The organism is Macrococcus brunensis (assembly GCF_004359615.1).
GTDB lineage: Bacteria > Bacillota > Bacilli > Staphylococcales > Staphylococcaceae > Macrococcus > Macrococcus brunensis.
Window position 1 is genome coordinate 14,112 of the sequence record NZ_SCWA01000013.1, and the last position, 19,889, is coordinate 34,000.

Here is a 19,889-nt window from a genome sequence, read left to right on the forward strand (position 1 = left end):
TATGGAGAATTTACTTATCGTTGACGGCATGGCACTTTTGTTCCGTCATTTCTACGCGACAGCCATGCACCAGCAGTATATGCGCAATTCAGCAGGTACGCCGACAAATGGTGTACAGGGATTCATCCGCCACGTGGCGACAGCGGTCCGGGACACTGAAGCGGACCATGTCATCATCGCCTGGGATATGGGCGCCGTCACGTTCCGTAATGAAATTTCAGACGCCTATAAAGCGCATCGCCAGGCACCGCCGGAAGAAATGAATCCGCAGTTCGCACATGTGCAGCAGGTATCTCAGGAACTCGGCTTTCATAATATCGGTGTCAGAAACTATGAGGCGGACGATGTCATCGGCACGATAGCGAAACAACTGGAGGGCGATTATCGCATCAAAATCATCAGCGGCGATAAAGATCTGCTGCAGCTCTTAGATGACCGCATAGAAGTCTGGCTCATCAAAAAAGGCTTCAGCGAATATAACATTTATGATGAGGCACGTTTTCAGGCGGAATATGGTTTAAATCCAGCCCAGCTGATTGATGTCAAAGCTTTTATGGGAGATACTGCCGATGGTTATCCCGGCGTGAAAGGCATCGGCGAGAAGACAGCTATTAAACTCATTCAGCAGTATGGTGATGTAGAAAATGTCATCAGTCATCATCATGAACTGCCGAAAGGACAGCAGACTAAAATCAAGACTTCTTATGATGACTTAGTGATGAGTCTGAAACTGGCTGCCATTCATACAGAAGTGCCTTTGAACTATGAAGAAATTATGCAGAGTATGCCTTATGTGGCAGATACAGTCCACATGTGTGAAGTGTGTGATATGCATGAACTTAAAGTCGCCAGAAACTATTTGATGAAGTTATAGCAAAAGGTCAGATTTCTGATGAAATCTGACCTTTTTAATGTTGATTCAAATAATGTCTGGCGACGTGATCGGCATGCTTGTTCTGGTCGCGGGGGATCCAGTCAATGATCAGCAGATCGAATTTATCTTGTAACCCTTGATAGTCTAACAAATAGGGCTTGAACTTCGGATTTTTAGTATAGTTCTTGTGCACGGAATCCACTACAATCCTGGAATCAGATTTAAGAATAACAGAACGGATTCCTAAGGCCGCGGCCTGCTTCAGGGCGGCTATTAAAGCGTTCCATTCTGCCTCGTGGTTTTCCATTTCACCTAGATACTGGCCAAATTCAAGTACTGCTTCATCTGTCCGTATCACGTAACCGATGCTCGACTCAAATGGGTTCTGTCTCGTCGCTGCATCGATGAAGATTTGTGCCACTTTAGTCCACGTCCTTAGCGAACGACTTTGCTAAATAACCGAATGGTACATTGCAGATCGTGGTGATCAGTTTAAAGACATAAGTCGTCACAAAAATTTCCATGACTGCCGGGTTCGGCAGGACACCGTAGAAAGCGATGACAGAAAACAGAGCCGTATCAATCAGTGAGCTGACAGTTGTGCTGCCATATGCACGGATATAAAAAGTACGGTCGCTTGAAAAACGCTTTTTAATCCAGTTAAATATATAAACATCTACATATTGACCTAATATATAGGCAATGATAGAGCCAAGTGCTATTCTGGGTACAAGACCGAAAAGTGTCTGCATGCTCTCCTGTGCGATATCTGCTTCGCTGGGTTTAAACCCGAGCGAGATGGACATGAGTAAAACCATGACTATAACAGACGCAAAACCGAGCCAGACCGCTTTCTTAGCTGTTGCACGGCCGTAGACATCATTTAATATATCCGTCGCTAAATAGATAGATGCAAATAAAACGTTACCGAGTGTCGCCGTGATACCGAACACTTCTATAGTCTTTGTGACCTGAATATTTGCGATGACTGTACCGACTGCGACCCAGACGAAGAGTCCATTGCGTCCAAACAGACGATACATGACCACAAGACACGTAAAAGTAGCAATAAATGCTATAACTGCCCATAATTCATTCGTCATAAGTGTATCTCCTCTCTCAAATTTCAACTTTACAATTATAGTGGATGTGCTGAATAAAGACAAGCTATAAAAAACAGACGGGGTGTTTGAAAGTAGCAGTCTCTACGCCTATAATAGAAATGAGGTGAGAATATGAGGATGATTGACACCGTCCACAAAATCAATCAGCTTGAAGACCATTATTGTCACCAATGTCTGATTAAAAAAACATTGCGTCAGGAAAGTAAGACGAAGGCGCATCATTACTGTATATCCAAATGCTCAGTTGGTCTGCAGATCAAACAGTGGGGCAATAATCTTCAATAAGGAGAACGCGATGAAAATCATAAAAATAGAACCGACACCTAGTCCAAATACAATGAAAATTGTTCTCGATTTTAAGCGAGATGATAATAAAAGTCAGACATATCGGGAAATAGACAGAAAAAACCCTTCTTTCATAAATGAACTTCTGGAAATAGAAGGCGTGAAATCAGTCTTCCATGTGATTGATTTCATCGCTGTGGATAAAGCACCGCAGGCAGAATGGGAAACACTGATCAATCAGATAAACCAGGTCTTTGATGCTGCTGAAGATACTGATCCGGTTATTCATATCGATACAGGTGAACACCAGGTAGAGCTGCTGACATTTAAACAGATTCCTTATCAGATCAAAGTGACGAGTCAGGCAGGAGAAAAACGCAAACAGCTGGATGTCCGTTTTATCGATGCCATGCTGAATGCACAAAAAGATGATGACAACGTCGTGTTTCTGCGTAAATGGCTGCCGTTTGGAGTCAGATACGGTGAAGTAGAAGATATCATCAGCTCTGTACAGGAAGAAGTGGAAGCCTTGTTCCCGCAGCAAAGACTGCAGGAACTGGTGACTGAAGGTCTGGCGCTTGATTATCAAGTGCAGCCTAAAGAACTGAAGCGTTTTTCACTTGAGGAGTATCAGTCTGCTGACTGGCAGACAAGGTATCGTCTCCTAGATCATTTTCCGGAGCCGACAGAAGAAGATCTGCCACTTCTTACAGCTGTGATGGAGGACGAAAAACCGCAGCTCAGACGTCTCGGCATTGTTTTTCTGGGTATGATCGGTACTGAAGCGGTGCTGCCTTTACTGCATGCAGCTATGAAAGATAAGAATCTGACCATCAGACGTACGGCAGGCGATACACTCAGTGACCTTGGATTTAAGGAGAGTCTGCCGGTTATGTATGAAGCGTTAAGCGACCCTAAGGCTACTGTGAGATGGCGTGCAGCGATGTTCATCTATGACGAAGGCGATACTGCAAGTCTCCCTTATCTTGAAGAACATCTGGATGATCCGGCATTTGAAGTCAGTCTGCAGGCAAGGATGGCTAAAGAACGAATAGAAAAAGGTGAAGCGGCAGTAGGATCTGTCTGGAAACAGATTGCTAACCGTAATAAGGAGGAAAAATAATGAATGCATATGAAGATTACATGAAACAGATGGCAAAACCCATGCGGGAACAATTAACAACAGAAGGTTTTGACAGTCTGGAAACACCGGAGGAAGTAGAAAGTTATTTTGATAAGATTAAAGACAATGAGACGACATTTGTTGTCGTCAACTCGATCTGCGGCTGTGCAGCCGGTCTTGCTCGCCCGGCTGCAGTTGCAGTTGCTACTCAGAATGACCATAAGCCGGATCATTCAGTGACTGTCTTCGCAGGTCAGGAGCGTGAAGCGACAGCGAAAATGCGTGAATATATCGGTCAGGAACCATCAAGTCCGTCTATGGCACTATTTAAAGGTAAAGACCTTGTCTACTTTATGCCAAGACTTCATATTGAAGGCCGTCACGTAGAAGAGATCGCAATGGATCTTAAAGACGCTTTTGATGAACACTGCCAGTAAAGTCAGAATCACATCACCTGTCAAAACAGATGATGTGATTTTTTCACATATTGAAAAGGCAGCTGACAAGCTGCATGCAATAGGCGTTAAGGTAGAAGTGATAGCACGTGGCAAAAAGACCATTAAAGATTTCTTCAGAATAAGTGATGTACCGCTCATCGTGATCAGTCATCAACTGCCGCAGGTTTATTTCGACAGCGAGTCGAAAATTGTTTATCATGAAAATACAACCCGCTTCAAAATGAAGGCGTTTGAAAGGCGGGGTGAACTTCCACCCTTGATTGACATGATGCAGGTGAATAATAATGACCGACATACCATTGTGGATACGACAATGGGGATGGGGAACGACCTCGTTTTGATGGCAACCGTGCTGAGAAATAGTTACTTTCATGCATTTGAGACTCATCCTCTTGTTTATTTCGTTATATCTGAAGGAATCGTCCAGCATCATCCTGAGCTGAAAGGAAGAATCATTTTTCACTATGGTTCTGCTGACTCAGAGCGCCTTAAAAGTGCTGATATTGTCTATGCTGATCCGATGTTTGAAGAGACAATTGCTCAGCAGTCAGGTATGGCTGTACTGCACCGGATCGTGCCAAGTGATCACAATGAAGATTTTGTCCGTTATTTACTGAAGTACAGCCGCTGTCTGATTTTAAAGGCTCATTTCAGGAGTCCGCTTTTTGACCGTTTTGGTTTTGAAGTTCAAGTTCGAAGGAGTACGAAGAGTCATTTCGGCATAAAAAAAAGCCGCCGGAGCGACTTATTCTGTGATCATCATACTGATCATATAAGCTAAAAGTAAGAATAAACCTGAAACTATCATCATTTCTTGCATGTGAGAACCCCCGTTTCACGTCATAATAACCTTATTATAAGCCATCCATATCAAATTTAAAAGAGGTGACGTCTATGAATTCATTTGACCAGGTATACCATGAACTCTGTGAGGAAGTACTGAATACCGGCCGTTCTAAGGATGACCGTACGAATACAGGTACGTTATCTAAATTCGGTCATCAGATGCGTTTTGATCTGTCAAAAGGATTTCCGCTGCTGACGACAAAAAAGGTATCATTTAAACTGATTGCGACTGAATTAATCTGGTTTATTCGCGGTGATACCAATATCCGCTATCTGCTGCAGTATAACAATAATATCTGGAATGAATGGGCTTTTAAGAAATGGATTGAAAGCAGTGATTATACCGGCCCGGATATGACGGATTTCGGCCATCGCAGTCTGACTGATGAAGCATTCAACAAAGATTACCAGGCTCAACTGGCTATTTTTAAGGATAAGGTGCTGCATGATGATGACTTTATGCGAAAGTTCGGTGACCTCGGCAATGTCTACGGTAAGCAGTGGCGGCATTTTGAATCGGGTGGCAAAGTCGTTGATCAGCTGAAAGATGTCGTTGACAATATTAAGACGAATCCATCCTCAAGACGACACATTGTATCTGCGTGGAATCCAGGTGAGATTGAGACGATGGCACTGCCGCCTTGTCACACGATGTTCCAGTTCTACGTCAATGACGGAAAGCTGAGCTGTCAGCTGTATCAGCGCAGCGCAGATATTTTCCTCGGTGTGCCTTTCAACATTGCAAGTTACAGTCTGCTGACCCATCTCGTCGCTAAGGAATGTGGTCTAGAAGTAGGAGAGTTTATCCATACATTCGGTGACGCTCACATTTACAGCAATCACATCGATGCGGTCACTGAACAGCTCTCGCGGGATTCATTCGCGCCACCTACGATTGAAATTCATTCAGATAAGTCTTTATTCGATATTGATTATGAAGATCTTGAAATCAAAAACTATCAGGCACATCCCGCTATTAAAGCGCCGATTGCCGTTTAAGGAGAAAATGATGCTATCTATTATTGTTTGTCATGACCAGAACCGAGTCATTGGACTCGACAATAAGATGCCCTGGCATTTACCTGCTGATCTAAAGCATGTCAAGGAACTGACGACAGGGAACACCATTGTAATGGGGAAGAACACCTTTAAGTCACTGGGCAAACCGCTTCCTAACCGAAAGAATGTGGTCCTCACCCGTGATGAGAATTTTACAGCAGAAGGCGTGGAGGTCATTCATTCTCTCGACGCGATTGCGGACCTTCCGGACCATGTCTTTATCTTCGGTGGTCAGAACCTCTATGAACAGATGATAGACCGCGTTGATGATATGTACGTGACGGTCATCGAACAAAAGCACCAGGGTGATGCCTTTTTCCCTGCTTATACGTTCGATGAGTTTGAAGTGAAATCTGTAGAAGAGGGCAAAGTGGACGATAAAAACAAAGTCCCTCATAAATTTATGTATTTAGTGAGGAGAAAATAATGTTCAGATTGATACGTACTGTAGGTGTGATAGTCGGTTATGCCGCACTTGCGACAACTAAGCTGCAGCATATGAAAAAACAGAAAGAAAAACTGCCGACGGTTCATATGCAGGATACTTATATTTCACTGATGGCCAAAAAGTGGGCCGGCCGTATTTTGGATTCTGCTGATGTGACAGTTGAAGTGACAGGTCATAATATCAATGATGATCAGCCTGTCCTTTTCATCAGCAACCATGAAGGGAACTTTGATATTCCTGTCCTCGTGCATGCAATTGAAAAACCGTTCGGCTTCGTCTCTAAAATCGAAGTGAAAGAAATTCCATTTTTAGATGAATGGATGATGCAGCTGAACAGTATTTACCTGGACCGTTCAAACCGTCGTTCAAGTCTGCAGATGATCAAGGATGGTGTAGCTTCACTCAAAGAAGGTCATAACCTGCTGATTTTCCCGGAAGGTCATCGCAGTAAAGGTCAAGGTCTGCAGGAATTTAAAGCAGGCGGTCTGAAAATCGCCAAATCTGCCGGTGTTGATATCGTGCCAATTGCAATTTCTGGTACAGCCGCTATTATGGAGAAATACAACAGCAGACGCATGGTGCCTGGCCATGTCAAAGTTCAGATTCTTGAACCTGTTCCTGCTGCAATATTCCAGGATCATTCACTAGATGAAGTGGGACAGCTGATTCGAGCGAGAATAGAAGACGCGCTTCATGCTTAAAGGTTATGCCGTAATTGTCTCTATTTCGTTAGCGCTGGTGCTCGGCTGTACGTTCTGGCTGATGACTGTGCTGAATGCAGATCCACCTGCAATCAAAGTTAAGGATACTTCTGAAAAAGGAACTGTTGTGCTGCCACCTAAGCTTGTTGCAGGAGCCATATCAGACAAAAGTACAGATGATATGAAACTGACACTGAAAGATAACAAACTGCTGATTGATCAGCAGTCTACATTTCTTAGTCTGAATATTGAGACAAATATTTTGACGACCCCGGTTGCGATTGGCGATAATAGACTCAGACTAAATATAGAAGAGATTGAGATTGCCGGACTTAAATTGTCTGAAAGACAGAAACTGAACCTTGTCAGACAGTTTGCAGATTTGCCGGACGGAGTCGAACTGGATGTAAAAAATAAATGTTTCTACTATCAGCTTGAACCGATTGAACTGTCAGGACTTCAGTTAATTCTGACAGATATTGATCAATCAGGCTGGCATTTCAAAATAGAAGAGGAGTGAAGTTAATGACTAAAGCAACACTTGCAGGCGGCTGTTTCTGGTGCCTCGTTAAACCCTTCCATCAGTATGATGGTGTAGAAAGCGTCATTTCAGGTTATAGTGGGGGCCACGTTGAAAACCCGACTTATAAGGAAGTCTGTACGAATACTACGGGGCATAGAGAAGCTGTTCAGATTACATTTGATGAATCAGTTATTTCTTACCGTGGAGTGCTCGAAGTCTTTTTTAAGACTTTTGATCCAACTGATGCAAAAGGTCAGTTTTATGACCGCGGTGAAAGTTATGAACCCGCTATTTTCTATCATGATGAAGAGCAGAAACAAATTGCTGAGGAACTGATTGCTGAACTGGACGCAAAGCAAATCTTCAGCGATAAAATTGTGACACCCGTGTTACCTTATAAAAACTTCTATCCTGCTGAAGAATATCATCAGGACTATTACAAAAAAGACCCGGCTCATTATCAGAACTTCCAGGAACGCTCTGGTCGTAAAGCATTTATAGAAAAGCATTGGGGGGAGTAATATGCTGAAAAAGAATATTGATGACTTAAATGAAATTGAATATATCGTGACTCAGCAGAACGGCACAGAACCGCCTTTTCAAAATGAGTACTGGAACCATTTCGAAAAAGGAATCTATGTAGATAAAATCAGTGGTAAACCTCTTTTCACTTCTGAAGAGAAATTTGATTCAAGCTGTGGCTGGCCCAGTTTCTCCAAGGCACTGAACGATGATGAGATCATTGAACTTGTCGATAAATCCCATGGCATGCTGAGAACAGAAGTTCGCAGTGATTCAGCGAACAGTCACTTGGGGCATGTGTTTAATGATGGGCCGAGAGAAACAGGCGGCCTGCGCTATTGTATCAATTCAGCGGCGATTCAGTTTATTCCTTACGATAAACTCGAAGAATTAGGGTATACAGATATTATGAATCACTTCAAACATTAAGGAGAGGTATTAATGTTCAAAAAACTATTCGGTAAAGAAGAAGTTGTTAAAGACATCGAAATTAAAGCTCCTATTACAGGCGAGTATGTACAAATTGAATCGATTCCTGACCCGGTATTCGCTCAGAAAATGATGGGTGACGGTTTTGGTATTGAGCCTTCAGAAGGTCTTGTCGTGTCACCAGTTGATGGTGAAATCGTCAATGTATTTCCGACGAAGCATGCAATCGGTATCAAAACAGCCAATGAGGTTGAAATCCTGATTCACGTCGGACTGGAAACTGTTGCGATGAACGGTGAAGGCTTCACGACTAAAGTCAATGTCGGTGATAAAGTTCAAGTAGGAGATGAACTGCTTGAATTTGACATCGAGCTGATTAAAGAGAAAGCTTCTTCTACAGTTTCACCGGTTATCATTACTAACGGAGAAGTAGTAGAGCAGTTTGATATCGTAGGACAAGGTTCATTAGTCAGAGGAGAGACAACTGTCGCAAAAGTGGTTACGAAATAATGAAGGATCACTCGTTTTACCAGTATATTTTAACGCTTAGAGGTTCAAAGAATGCTGAAGGCGTGTTTGCTGAAGCGGTGTTTGATGACTTGATGTTTCCGAAGCAGGCTCAATCTTATCATGATTTATCCGATTATATTGAAAACTACGGCACGACGGATATGAAGTTATCCGTCTTCGATGATTTATACGAATCATATGAAGAATGGCGCCGTTTCTAAGCATCTTCCTCTGGAAGATGCTCTTTTAATGTGGAAATCTTTTATTTTATCTTTTAACCTGTTAAAATGACTTATAAATATAGATGGATGTGAATAACTTGACAAACGAAATCGAGGAAAAAGAAAAACAGGAGAAAAAAGTCACAATCAGCCTGTTTAAGTTTATTATGACGGTGATTGGCGCTATTATTCTGACTGCAGCTATCACCACTTTTGCGCTGATTGGCGGTAACCAGACATCCGTTGATAACGAAGCACCGAAGCGCTCGGAATTTCTGAAATTATATGAAGTCTATGATACGCTCGGGGACCATTATTATAAGAATGTCGATCAGTCTAAACTGATCGACAGTGCGATTAAAGGAATGGTCAACGGCCTGGATGACCCTTACAGTGAATATATGACAAAAGAAGAACAGCAGACCTTCACAGATACGATGAGTGGAGACTTCCAGGGTATTGGGGCTGAAGTCAGTGAAGAGGGCGACAAGATAATCATCACAAGCCCGATGAAAGATTCTCCTGCCTATAAAGCCGGGGTCAAACCAGGCGATGAAATCATCGCTGTCAACGGCAAATCAGCAGTCGGTATGAAAACGGTCGATGTCATTGAACAGATTCGTGGTAAATCGGGGACGACTGTTAATCTGACACTTAGACGTGGCAGTGGCGAACCATTTAAACTGGCGATTAAACGCGGTAAAATCCATCTTGAAAGTGTCGAAAGCAAAATGCTTAAAAACAAGACGGCCTTGATTACAGTTTCGAAGTTCCAGGAAGGAACAGCTCAGGAGTTTCATCAGGCGCTGTCTGATATGAATAAAAAAGGTATGAAAAAACTGATTCTGGACTTTAGAAACAATCCAGGCGGTTATCTGGAAGAAGCGAAGAAGATGGCCGGAGAATTTATACCTAAAAATGAGGTCCTTTTCTATACAGAACCTAAAGACGGTAAACTGACGCCGTACACAAGCGATAATCCGGCTAATCCGATTACAAGCGACCTGCCAACAGTTATCGTGCTGAATGAAGGTTCTGCAAGTGCATCTGAAGTCTTTGCGGCAGCACTTCATGACCATGATAAGGCACAAATAGTGGGTACAAAATCATTCGGTAAAGGGATTGTACAGACAGCCACACCTTTTAAAGATGACTCTCTGCTTAAATTTACTGAGATGAAATGGCTGACACCTGATAAAATGTGGATTCATAAAAAAGGTATCCAGCCAGATAAAAAAGTGGATTTGCCTGCTTATGCGAACAGTCATGTCCTGAATCCATCTGATACGTTTGCGACAGGAACTAAAAATAGTCAGGTGAAATCACTTGAGACAGGGCTGAAAGCACTTGGCTATGATGTCGGTAAAGTCGATACACAGTTTGACGATGAAACAGCTATAGCGATGCAGGAATTCCAGACCGACCATCATCTTGACGTAACGGGCACGATGCAAGGTAAAACAACTGAAAAGTTCACTGAATTATTACGACTTAAACTGGAAAAAAATGATCCACAGCTTAAAGGTGCTGAGAACCTGGTCAAAACGATGAAATAGAGGTGTAGACAGTGAAAATTGCATTTACAGGTGGCGGGACGATTGGTCATGTTGCTGTCAACATGGCACTTATACCGGAAGCAGAAGCGAGAAACTTTGACAGTATTTATATCGGCTCCAAAAAAGGAATCGAAAAAGAGATGATTACTTCCCAGTTTCCGAACACGCGATATTACGCGATATCAAGTGGTAAATTACGTCGCTATTTATCTGTTGAAAATGCCAAAGATTTAGTCAGAGTGCAAAAAGGTGTGCTGGATGCACTTAAAATTCTTCGTCGTGAGAAACCCGATGTCGTCTTTTCTAAAGGCGGCTTCGTTACCGTACCAGTCGTCATTGCGGCTAAGATTTTAAACATCAAGACCATCATCCATGAATCAGATGTGACGCCTGGCCTTGCTAATAAAATCGCTCTAAAATTTGCAACAAAGCTATATACGACATTTAAAGAGACACTCAATTATGTTCCCGCTGCAAAAGCGGACTACATCGGCAGCATCATCAGACCGGATCTGCTGACGGGTGAAGAAGCGAAAGGGTACAATCTTACCGGATTTGACCGTGAGCGTAAAGTTATACTGGTGATGGGCGGCAGTCTGGGTTCTAAAATAATCAACGCAGTCATCAGAAAAAACTTAAAAAAATTACTTCTAAACTATCAGATTATCCATATAACGGGTAAAGGTCTTTTAGACCCTTCAATCAGTGAAACTGGCTATAAGCAGTTTGAGTTTGTGAAAGAAGAACTACCGCATCTTTATGCGATTACCGATTTGATTGTGTCCCGTGCAGGTGCAAATGCAATATTTGAGTTTCTGGCACTGAAGAAGCCGATGCTGCTGGTACCACTTGGACTTGACCAGAGTCGGGGCGATCAGATTGATAATGCTAAGCTCTTTAAAGAAACGGGTTACGCTGACGTTTTAGAAGAGAGTCTCATTGAAGCGTTACCAGAGAAAATCGAAGCGCTTGATTCATCTCAGAGTGAATACATCACTGCGATGAGCAGAGCAGGCGTGAGTTACACGTCCGCTACTCTGCTCGATAAACTACTAAAAGATATCAGTTAAAGGAGTAAACAATGTCTCAGAAACAGCGCATCTCTCTCATACTTATCTTTTCATTTATCTTTGGCATGATTGCTTTTTTCCACGAGTCACGTCTCGGTAAATGGATCGACAACGAGGTTTATGAATTTATTTATTCTTCTGAAAGTTTCATCACGACTTCTATCATGCTCGGCTACACAACGATTGGAGAAGTGTGGAGTATGATTCTCCTGTCATTAGTCGTCGTCTGCTATTTAATGCTGAAACGCATGAAGATAGAAGCTTTATTCTTTGCTCTCGCTATGATTTTATCGGGCGCCCTCAATCCGATCCTTAAAAATATCTTTGACCGTGAACGTCCGACTTTACTGCGTCTGATTGATATTACGGGCTTTAGTTTCCCGAGCGGGCATGCCATGGGCTCCGCTACATTCTTTGGCAGTATAGCCTTTCTGGTCAGCCGTAGTGACTCACAGTATAAGCCTTATATTATCGGACTTTGCGTCTTGACTGTACTGATGATTTCAAGTTCACGTGTTTATCTCGGCGTTCACTATCCGACAGATGTCATCGCGGGAATGCTGGGCGGCGTTATCTGTATTTTACTGTCTCAAGTTTTTTTACATAAACTAATTGACAATCGTTCTCAATAAGATATAATAGTAATTGAAAGTGATTCTCAATTAAGAGTTCCCCCTCTATTCCAGAATCAATTTCACAGTAACCCCCTTTATGCCCATTAAAGAACCTGACAGCCCTGTCAGGTTCTTTGTTTTATTTCAGGGGTTTTGCTATGATTTGATTAGATAAATGAGGTGAAGGAAATGCGAAAGATTCTAATTATTGAAGATGAACAAAACTTAGCACGCTTTATAGAACTAGAACTGACTTATGCAGATTATGAAGTGGAGATTGCTAATGACGGCGCAGAAGGACTAAAGCTCGCACTTCTCCATGATTATGACTGTATTTTGCTCGACTTGATGCTGCCTAAGATGAACGGACTAGATGTCTGCAGGAAAGTAAGGAGTGCAAAGGAGACACCTATTATCATGATCACGGCTAAAGGGGATACACATGATAAAGTAGCGGGGCTGGATCACGGCGCTGACGATTACATCGTCAAACCTTTTGATATTGAGGAACTGTTAGCCAGACTACGGGTTATTATGCGCCGTAATGAGGTGATGGACACGCTCCGCATCGGTGAACTGACGATAGATGAAGATGCCTTTAAAGTCTTTGTTGGTTCGACTAACCTGGAACTGACAAAGACTGAATTTGAACTGCTGAAATTGCTTGCGGAAAATCGCAATCATGTCCTGACACGTGAACAGATTCTTACACACGTCTGGGGATATAACAGTGAAGTGGAGACTAATGTAGTCGATGTCTATATCCGCTACCTCAGAAACAAGTTGAAACCATTTAATCTTCAGACGATGATAGAAACAGTCAGAGGGGTAGGCTACGTCATCCGATGAACAAGTCAACTTCACTTAAAACACAGTGGATCATTACGACAACAACTGTTACTTTTGTCATATTTATGTTGTTCAGTCTGATTATCATTTTTATTGTAGGTCTTATCTTTAAGGATCAGGAGGGGCAGATTGCGCGTAATAGCAGTGTCAAATCTGCCAATATACTGAAGAATCTAGGAAATGACTTCCAGAGACCTGATTTTAGCAACTCTATGTCTGAAGGTGAGCGACTGATGATTTATGGTCCTGATGGTAAAAAGCTTGCAGTTTTTAATAATGAGAGTGAAATTACTTATCAGCCTGACTTGATTCCTATTCATAATCGACCTGTCGAAGTGAATGTAGGTGAAGACAGTTATATCACCTATACAACAGAAATCAATACTGAGCGGTTCAATGGTTTTGTAACCATCATTCATCCGCTTGATACGTACCACAGCCATATACAGGTCGTTGTCATTTTTGCTTCTGTCTTTGGGATTATTGCTCTTTTTGTTTCAGCAGTTATCAGTTACTTCTTCTCCAATCAGATTACAAAACCAATCAGACGTATTTCTGATCAGATGCAGCAGATTCAACGAGACGGCTTCCAGAATCGTCTTGTCATGCCGAAAGGTTATTATGAGACGGATGATATGATTGAAACATTCAACAATATGATGACACAGCTTGAGACGTCCTTTAATCAGCAGAAACAGTTTGTAGAAGATGCGTCTCACGAACTGCGCACGCCGCTGCAGATTATTCAGGGCCATCTTAACTTGATTAAACGGTGGGGTAAAAACAAGCCTGAAGTACTGGAAGAGTCACTTGATATTTCTCTGAGTGAGATGAATAGAATCACGACGTTAGTTGAAGAGCTCCTGCTGCTGACCAAGGAAACGGGTGTCAATCTGCGTCAGGAAACAGAAGTGGTGGATATCAATGAGGAGATTGCCGGCAGACTGAAGTCACTGGCGAACCTTCATCAGGATTATAAATTTGAATATCACTCACCAAATAAAGGGATAAAGCTGTATATCAACCGTTATCAGTTTGAGCAGCTGCTTCTCATTTTTCTTGATAATGCCATCAAGTACGATCAGAAGAACAAGCACATCATAATTCGAACGACAAAAAAGAATAAAGTGGTGCAGATTGAAATAGTCGATCACGGCACAGGCATTCCACCTGAAGATATCCCGTATATATTCGACCGTTTTTATCGTGTGGATAAGTCTAGATCCCGCGAGATGGGAGGCAATGGACTGGGTCTGTCTATTGCCAGGAAGATGATTGAAAGCTACAACGGTACAGTTAGAATAGAAAGTGAATGGGAGCAGTATACAAAAGTCATCATTCAGTTCCCCGAGTCATAATTCTGAATTATAAAAATTTGCTTATTCACTCTTCAAAATAAATATTCACAGTGCTAGAATAGGAGTTGTAAACGTTTTATTACTTTAAATTAAGGGGGAACCAGCATGAATAAAGACAATCTTGAAGAAGCACCTGTCCGCTTCGGTGCCAATCTAGGTTATCTGCTGGAAATGGCGGATCAATATAATCATGATCCCGCATCAGTGACAGAAGAACTGCAGGCGCTTTTTGGCGTCCTTGCTTCTGGAGATGTAAAAACAGGGGATGCAGGAAAGCTGAAGTCTGTCATTCAATTAGTTGATAATATCAGACAGTATGGCCATTTGAAGGGCGATATTTATCCATTATATAAACGAGAGTATGATCATCTGCCAAAACTGACATTAGAAGAATTTGGTCTGACTGAGGAAGACTTGAAGGCACTGCCGGCAAAACTCGTCTCAGAGAAACTGGCTTCTCAGTTTACTAATGCCTATGAAGCGATCTGTCACCTAAGTGAAGTGTATATGGGTACGATTGGTTACGAGATGTCTCACATCAATAATGCAGATGAGCGTGACTGGCTGATCAATGAGATTGAAATAGCAGGACGACAGGCTTTTTCTAAAGAAGATAAGATTAAATTGCTTAAAAGCGTGGCACATGTTGAAGGGTTTGAAAAATATATTCATAAAAACTTCGTCGGCGCTAAGCGTTTCTCTATTGAAGGGGTAGACGCGCTTGTTCCAATGCTTGAGACAGTTTTATCTGAATCGAGTAAAAGTGATATCGGCAACATTCAGATCGGAATGGCACACCGCGGTCGGTTAAACGTTCTGACTCATATTTTAGAGAAGCCATACGAAATGATGCTGGCTGAATTTATGCATGTCGATCCACTTAAGTTTTTACCTGAGGATGGCAGTCTGAAGATTTCGAGAGGTTGGACAGGCGATGTGAAGTATCATCTAGGCGGAACTAAGACGACAACGCGTTACGGAAGTGAACAAGTTATTGAATTAGCGAAAAATCCAAGTCATCTGGAAATCGTGGCGCCAGTTGTGCTGGGTAAAACACGTGCTGTTCAGGATGCAACGAATGGTAATGCGCCTGAACAGGATATCAACCGTTCTTTAGCTGTATTGGTACATGGTGATGCAGCATTCCCAGGTCAGGGTATTAATTTTGAAAGTATGAACCTTAGCAATCTGGATGGATACAAAACTGGCGGTTCTCTTCATATCATCACGAATAACCGTGTCGGTTTTACAACTGAATGCTGGGATTCACGTTCGACTAATTATGCAACGGATATCGCAAAAGGCTATGATATGCCGATTGTCCACGTCAATGCGGATGATATTGAAGCATGTATAGATGTCATCATACTCGCAATGAAATTCCGTCAGACGTTCCACCATGATTTCGTCATTGATTTAGTGGGTTACCGCCGCTATGGTCATAATGAAATGGATGAGCCATCTGTTACGAATCCGATGATGTACAAAGAAATCAAAACACATCCGTCCATCGAGATTCTATATGGTAAAAAACTGGTAGCTGACGGCGTTATTTCAGAAGAAGAGATGAACCAGATCTTCAAGAATGTTGAAGAGGAGCTGCGCAGCGCTCACGATTCTATCGATAAGAATGAAAAAGAGACGGATGCTGAGATGGCGATGCCGGAAGTTGTTGCTGCAGGTCAGGGTGATGTGGAGACTGGGGTAGACCTAGCGGTTTTAGAACAGCTGAATCAAGATATGCTGACTTATCCCGAAGGATTCACGCCTTTCAGTAAGTTAACGAAGATACTGGAACGTCGCCAGGATCCATTTACGAAAGACGGTCTTGTTGACTGGGGACATGCCGAACTACTCGCTTTCGGTACGATTATTCAGGATGGTAAACCTGTACGTCTCACTGGCCAGGATTCAGAGCGCGGAACATTTGCACAGCGTCACGCTGTATTAAGTGACGAGAAGACCGGTGAGAAGTATACACCACTGAAACATATTCAAGGTGCACAGGCATCTTTTGATATCCATAACTCGCCATTATCAGAAGCGGCAGTCGTCGGATTTGATTATGGGTATAATGTTCAGAATAAAAATGCGATGACGGTATGGGAAGCGCAGTATGGCGACTTCTCCAACATGGCGCAGATGATGTTTGATAACTTTATTTCAAGTGCTCATGCTAAGTGGGGCGAAACATCGGGTATGACTTTACTGTTACCTCATGCATACGAGGGACAGGGACCGGAACATTCGTCTGCCCGCTTAGAACGCTATCTGCAGCTCGCTGCTGAAAATAACTGGACAGTGGCGAACCTGACGAGTACGTCCAACTATTTCCATCTGCTAAGAAAACAGGCTCATTATCTGAATACAGATCAGATGCGACCACTCGTGATGATGACACCTAAGAGTCTCTTGCGTAATACATTTGTCTCAAGACCGATCAAAGAATTTACTGAAGGACAGTTCAGACCGGTCATCACAGACAGCTATAAGAAAACAAAAGTGAAGAAAATTCTGATTGCCAGCGGTAAGGTGGCTATTGACCTCTATACGGAACTGCAGAAAAATCCAAATGATGAAATTGCACTCATCCGTCTGGAGCAGCTTTATCCATTACCAGAAGAAGCACTTAAAAACATGATAACGGATTTAAAAAATGCAGCTGAAATCGGGTTTGTGCAGGAAGAACCGCAGAACCAGGGTGCATGGCATTACATCTATCCGGAACTGGAAAGTCTGGCAAATGGTAAAACCATCAAGTACTATGGTCGCGTGAAGCGCTCTAGTACGTCTGAAGGTGACAATGAAGTACACAAGTTAGTTCAGAACGCTATCATACAGGATGCTTTAACAATTTAAGGGGGAAAATAGAGTGGCAGAGATCAGAGTACCAGAATTAGCAGAATCAATTACAGAAGGAACGATTTCTACATGGTTTAAGCAAGTAGGCGATCACGTTGAAAAAGGTGAGAACATCGTAGAATTGGAAACAGACAAAGTCAACGTTGAAGTGATTTCTGAAGAAGCAGGTATCGTTACTGAGCTTAAAGCAGCAGAAGGCGATACAGTTGAAGTAGGATCTGTTATCGCAATTGTAGACGCAAACGGTTCAGGTGCGGCACCCAAAACGGAAGCGCCAGCAGAGACTAAAACGGAAGCCCCTAAAGCTGAACAACCTCAGGCTGAGGCTACAGTTGAACAGGCTGTAGAGGAATCAAAAGCTGAACGTATCGTTGCGACACCATCAGCTCGTAAACGTGCACGTGAACAGGGTATCGATTTAAGTGAAGTCAACGCTAAAGATCCGCGTGGTCTGATCAGAAGTCATGACGTCGACAATGCAGCTAACGCACCAGCTCCAGCTCCTGCAAAAGCACCGGCTCCGGCTGCTAAAAACGATAACCCTGCTAAACCGGTGATCCGTGAGAAAATGTCACGTCGACGTAAAACGATTGCGAATAAATTACTCGAAGTCTCACAGAATACTGCGATGCTGACAACATTCAATGAAGTAGATATGACAAATGTCATGGATCTTCGTAAACGTAAGAAAGACAAGTTCCAGGAAGACCACGACGGTACTCGTCTCGGCTTCATGTCATTCTTCACAAAAGCAGTTGTCGCTGCGCTCAAGAAGTATCCGGCTGTCAACGCTGAAATTGATGGCGACGATCTTGTACTGAAACAGTTCTATGATATCGGTATCGCCGTATCAACTGAAGAAGGACTCGTAGTACCGATTGTACGCGACTGTGACAAAAAGAACTTTGCTGAAATTGAAGGCAGTATTTATGATCTGGCTGTAAAAGCACGCGACAAAAAACTTGGACTTGATGACATGATGAACGGGTCATTCACTATCACAAATGGGGGTGTCTTCGGTTCTCTGATGTCTACACCTATTATAAACGGCACACAGGCGGCTATTTTAGGTATGCATTCTATCGTCACACGTCCAATCGCCATTGATAAGGAACGTATGGAAAACCGTCCGATGATGTATATCGCACTGAGCTATGACCATCGTATTATTGATGGTAAAGAAGCAGTAGGCTTCCTTAAAACAGTTAAAGAGTTAATTGAAAATCCAGAAGACTTATTACTGGAAAGCTAATCTAGAGCCGGCATTAGCCGGCTTTATCTCATGGAGGATAAGAAATGAAACTATTAGGGATTCATCATATCACGGCCTATACTAAGGATATCCAGCAGTGTTATGATTTTTATCATCATATTTTAGGGATGAAACTGATTAAACAGACAGTTGACCATCAGACGCCTTCAGTCCCTCATCTTTATTTCGGGGATAAAAAAGGTCAGCCGGGCACAGCACTCTCATTTGTAGAGGGCGATTTTAAAGATGGCAATGATGGCATCTTTGCATACTCTCTTCGAGTTCCGACTGACCGCAGTCTATATGCTTATAAACTGCGCTTTGATGATTATAACGTCAAGCATGATGCGGTCATTCAATTGAACGGCAGGCATGCACTGCCGTTCTATGACTGTGATAACCGTCTCGTCTACTTAGTTTCAGATGAGACGAATACGGGTGTGCTTGCCGGCACACCGGATGATGCTTCACCAGTTGAATCAATCCATCAGATTTACGGTATAGGTCCTGTTCTGATAACGGTGCAGCATTCCCTGATCACAGCTTCTGTCCTTCATCAGATCTTAAAACTTGAGCGTACCGGAGAATACGCACATACTGCTTCACAGGAACCGGTACAGGTCTTTACAATGGCAACAGGCGGCAATGGCGGAGAAATTCATCTGCTGCAGCAGAATACAGAGAAGGCTGAGCATGCAGGTATTCATCATGCGGCATTCAGAATAGACGATATTGAAGCTGCAGAGCAGATGCTGGATAAAGCGGAGATCCAGCATTCCGGCATCGTCGATAGTCAGTATTTCAAATCGCTTTATTTCAGAGACATAAGTGGTGTATTATTTGAGTTAGCTACAGATGAACCTGGATTTACAGTCGATGAAGATATCGATGCGCTCGGTCAGTCTTTAAGCCTGCCTGAACAACTGGAGAGCAGACGCCAGGAGATAACAGATCAGCTGAAATCCATCAGAAAGGATGCGTTATAATGTTACACGAAGAATGGCACGATAAAGCACCGATTGCAAAAGTGAAAGTCGTCCATACTGACGCGAAGAAGTATAAAGTCAGTGATATGCTGACAATCGGTCAAGTCTATGATGTTGTCAATGAAACGGAAGAGTATTATCATATAAGAGATAATAGCGGTAAAGTAGGCGGCTATTACAAAGAATATTTTGAACAAGTATAAAAGGGCGTAAGCCCTT

24 protein-coding genes are annotated in these 19,889 nt (G+C 42.7%); 22 read left to right on the top strand and 2 right to left on the bottom strand.

Going from position 1 to position 19,889, the window contains the following annotated elements; all coding sequences use genetic code 11:
* Window position 1 precedes the first annotated feature (1 nt).
* Entirely contained in the window at window positions 2-874 is an 873-nt protein-coding gene (locus ERX27_RS07840; RefSeq protein ID WP_133432284.1) for a 5'-3' exonuclease, read from the top strand.
* Window positions 875-908: 34 nt separating this feature from the next.
* On the opposite strand, the gene ERX27_RS07845 is transcribed toward ERX27_RS07840, so the two are convergent.
* Both ERX27_RS07845 and ERX27_RS07850 read right to left on the bottom strand, forming a co-directional pair.
* On the bottom strand, window positions 909-1,295 hold the full coding sequence (locus ERX27_RS07845) for a ribonuclease HI family protein (protein WP_133432285.1): 387 nt from the start codon (window positions 1,293-1,295) through the stop codon (window positions 909-911).
* 1 nt (window position 1,296) lies between these two features.
* On the bottom strand, window positions 1,297-1,977 hold the full coding sequence (locus ERX27_RS07850; RefSeq protein WP_133432286.1) for a queuosine precursor transporter: 681 nt from the start codon (window positions 1,975-1,977) through the stop codon (window positions 1,297-1,299).
* Window positions 1,978-2,109: 132 nt separating this feature from the next.
* Between ERX27_RS07850 and ERX27_RS07855 the strand changes: the two genes are divergently transcribed.
* The 21 genes from ERX27_RS07855 (at window position 2,110) to ERX27_RS07955 (ending at window position 19,873) form a co-directional block, all read left to right on the top strand.
* Window positions 2,110-2,283 carry a zinc-finger domain-containing protein gene (locus tag ERX27_RS07855; protein ID WP_133432287.1) on the top strand — a complete coding sequence of 58 codons (174 nt, stop codon included), beginning with the start codon at window positions 2,110-2,112 and terminating at the stop codon, window positions 2,281-2,283.
* A 10-nt stretch (window positions 2,284-2,293) separates the two neighbouring features.
* A complete protein-coding gene (locus ERX27_RS07860) occupies window positions 2,294-3,406 on the top strand; it encodes a virulence factor (RefSeq protein WP_133432288.1) in 1,113 nt (370 codons plus the stop codon).
* A complete protein-coding gene (locus ERX27_RS07865) occupies window positions 3,406-3,843 on the top strand; it encodes a BrxA/BrxB family bacilliredoxin (protein ID WP_133432289.1) in 438 nt (145 codons plus the stop codon). Before ERX27_RS07860 ends, ERX27_RS07865 begins: the two co-directional genes overlap by 1 nt.
* On the top strand, window positions 3,827-4,645 hold the full coding sequence (locus ERX27_RS07870) for a class I SAM-dependent methyltransferase (RefSeq protein WP_133432290.1): 819 nt from the start codon (window positions 3,827-3,829) through the stop codon (window positions 4,643-4,645). The genes ERX27_RS07865 and ERX27_RS07870 overlap by 17 nt, the downstream gene beginning before the upstream one ends.
* Window positions 4,646-4,758: 113 nt before the next feature.
* Complete coding sequence (locus ERX27_RS07875; protein WP_133432291.1) at window positions 4,759-5,709, top strand: thymidylate synthase; 951 nt, start codon at window positions 4,759-4,761, stop codon at window positions 5,707-5,709.
* 7 nt (window positions 5,710-5,716) lie between these two features.
* A complete protein-coding gene (locus ERX27_RS07880; protein ID WP_133432292.1) occupies window positions 5,717-6,196 on the top strand; it encodes a dihydrofolate reductase in 480 nt (159 codons plus the stop codon).
* Complete coding sequence (locus ERX27_RS07885) at window positions 6,196-6,918, top strand: lysophospholipid acyltransferase family protein (protein WP_133432293.1); 723 nt, start codon at window positions 6,196-6,198, stop codon at window positions 6,916-6,918. The genes ERX27_RS07880 and ERX27_RS07885 overlap by 1 nt, the downstream gene beginning before the upstream one ends.
* Window positions 6,911-7,438 carry a DUF2140 family protein gene (locus tag ERX27_RS07890; RefSeq protein WP_133432294.1) on the top strand — a complete coding sequence of 176 codons (528 nt, stop codon included), beginning with the start codon at window positions 6,911-6,913 and terminating at the stop codon, window positions 7,436-7,438. The genes ERX27_RS07885 and ERX27_RS07890 overlap by 8 nt, the downstream gene beginning before the upstream one ends.
* 5 nt (window positions 7,439-7,443) lie before the next feature.
* Window positions 7,444-7,962, top strand: coding sequence for a peptide-methionine (S)-S-oxide reductase MsrA (msrA, locus tag ERX27_RS07895; RefSeq protein ID WP_133432295.1), 519 nt, complete (start codon window positions 7,444-7,446; stop codon window positions 7,960-7,962).
* A 1-nt stretch (window position 7,963) separates the two neighbouring features.
* A complete protein-coding gene (gene msrB / locus ERX27_RS07900) occupies window positions 7,964-8,392 on the top strand; it encodes a peptide-methionine (R)-S-oxide reductase MsrB (RefSeq protein WP_133432296.1) in 429 nt (142 codons plus the stop codon).
* A 12-nt stretch (window positions 8,393-8,404) separates the two neighbouring features.
* Window positions 8,405-8,902, top strand: coding sequence for a PTS sugar transporter subunit IIA (locus ERX27_RS07905; RefSeq protein WP_133432297.1), 498 nt, complete (start codon window positions 8,405-8,407; stop codon window positions 8,900-8,902).
* Window positions 8,902-9,123 (top strand): YozE family protein, encoded by a 222-nt coding sequence (locus ERX27_RS07910; RefSeq protein ID WP_133432298.1) that lies wholly within the window; start codon window positions 8,902-8,904, stop codon window positions 9,121-9,123. The genes ERX27_RS07905 and ERX27_RS07910 overlap by 1 nt, the downstream gene beginning before the upstream one ends.
* A 98-nt stretch (window positions 9,124-9,221) precedes the next feature.
* Window positions 9,222-10,679: a S41 family peptidase gene (locus ERX27_RS07915; RefSeq protein ID WP_165983130.1), complete on the top strand. Its 1,458-nt coding sequence runs from the start codon at window positions 9,222-9,224 to the stop codon at window positions 10,677-10,679.
* A 62-nt stretch (window positions 10,680-10,741) separates the two neighbouring features.
* Window positions 10,742-11,749 carry an undecaprenyldiphospho-muramoylpentapeptide beta-N-acetylglucosaminyltransferase gene (locus ERX27_RS07920; protein WP_243715881.1) on the top strand — a complete coding sequence of 336 codons (1,008 nt, stop codon included), beginning with the start codon at window positions 10,742-10,744 and terminating at the stop codon, window positions 11,747-11,749.
* 11 nt (window positions 11,750-11,760) lie between these two features.
* A complete protein-coding gene (locus ERX27_RS07925) occupies window positions 11,761-12,381 on the top strand; it encodes a phosphatase PAP2 family protein (protein ID WP_133432301.1) in 621 nt (206 codons plus the stop codon).
* 171 nt (window positions 12,382-12,552) lie between these two features.
* The gene (locus ERX27_RS07930) at window positions 12,553-13,212 is read left to right on the top strand and encodes a response regulator transcription factor (RefSeq protein ID WP_133432302.1); all 660 of its coding nucleotides are present in this window, start codon (window positions 12,553-12,555) and stop codon (window positions 13,210-13,212) included.
* Window positions 13,209-14,570 carry a sensor histidine kinase gene (locus ERX27_RS07935; protein ID WP_133432303.1) on the top strand — a complete coding sequence of 454 codons (1,362 nt, stop codon included), beginning with the start codon at window positions 13,209-13,211 and terminating at the stop codon, window positions 14,568-14,570. The genes ERX27_RS07930 and ERX27_RS07935 overlap by 4 nt, the downstream gene beginning before the upstream one ends.
* A gap of 105 nt (window positions 14,571-14,675) precedes the next feature.
* Window positions 14,676-17,429, top strand: coding sequence for a 2-oxoglutarate dehydrogenase E1 component (locus tag ERX27_RS07940; RefSeq protein ID WP_133432304.1), 2,754 nt, complete (start codon window positions 14,676-14,678; stop codon window positions 17,427-17,429).
* Between the two features lie 13 nt (window positions 17,430-17,442).
* Entirely contained in the window at window positions 17,443-18,684 is a 1,242-nt protein-coding gene (odhB, locus tag ERX27_RS07945; protein ID WP_133432305.1) for a 2-oxoglutarate dehydrogenase complex dihydrolipoyllysine-residue succinyltransferase, read from the top strand.
* 44 nt (window positions 18,685-18,728) lie between these two features.
* A complete protein-coding gene (locus tag ERX27_RS07950; RefSeq protein WP_133432306.1) occupies window positions 18,729-19,670 on the top strand; it encodes a VOC family protein in 942 nt (313 codons plus the stop codon).
* A complete protein-coding gene (locus tag ERX27_RS07955) occupies window positions 19,670-19,873 on the top strand; it encodes a DUF6501 family protein (protein WP_133432307.1) in 204 nt (67 codons plus the stop codon). Before ERX27_RS07950 ends, ERX27_RS07955 begins: the two co-directional genes overlap by 1 nt.
* Window positions 19,874-19,889 lie beyond the last annotated feature (16 nt).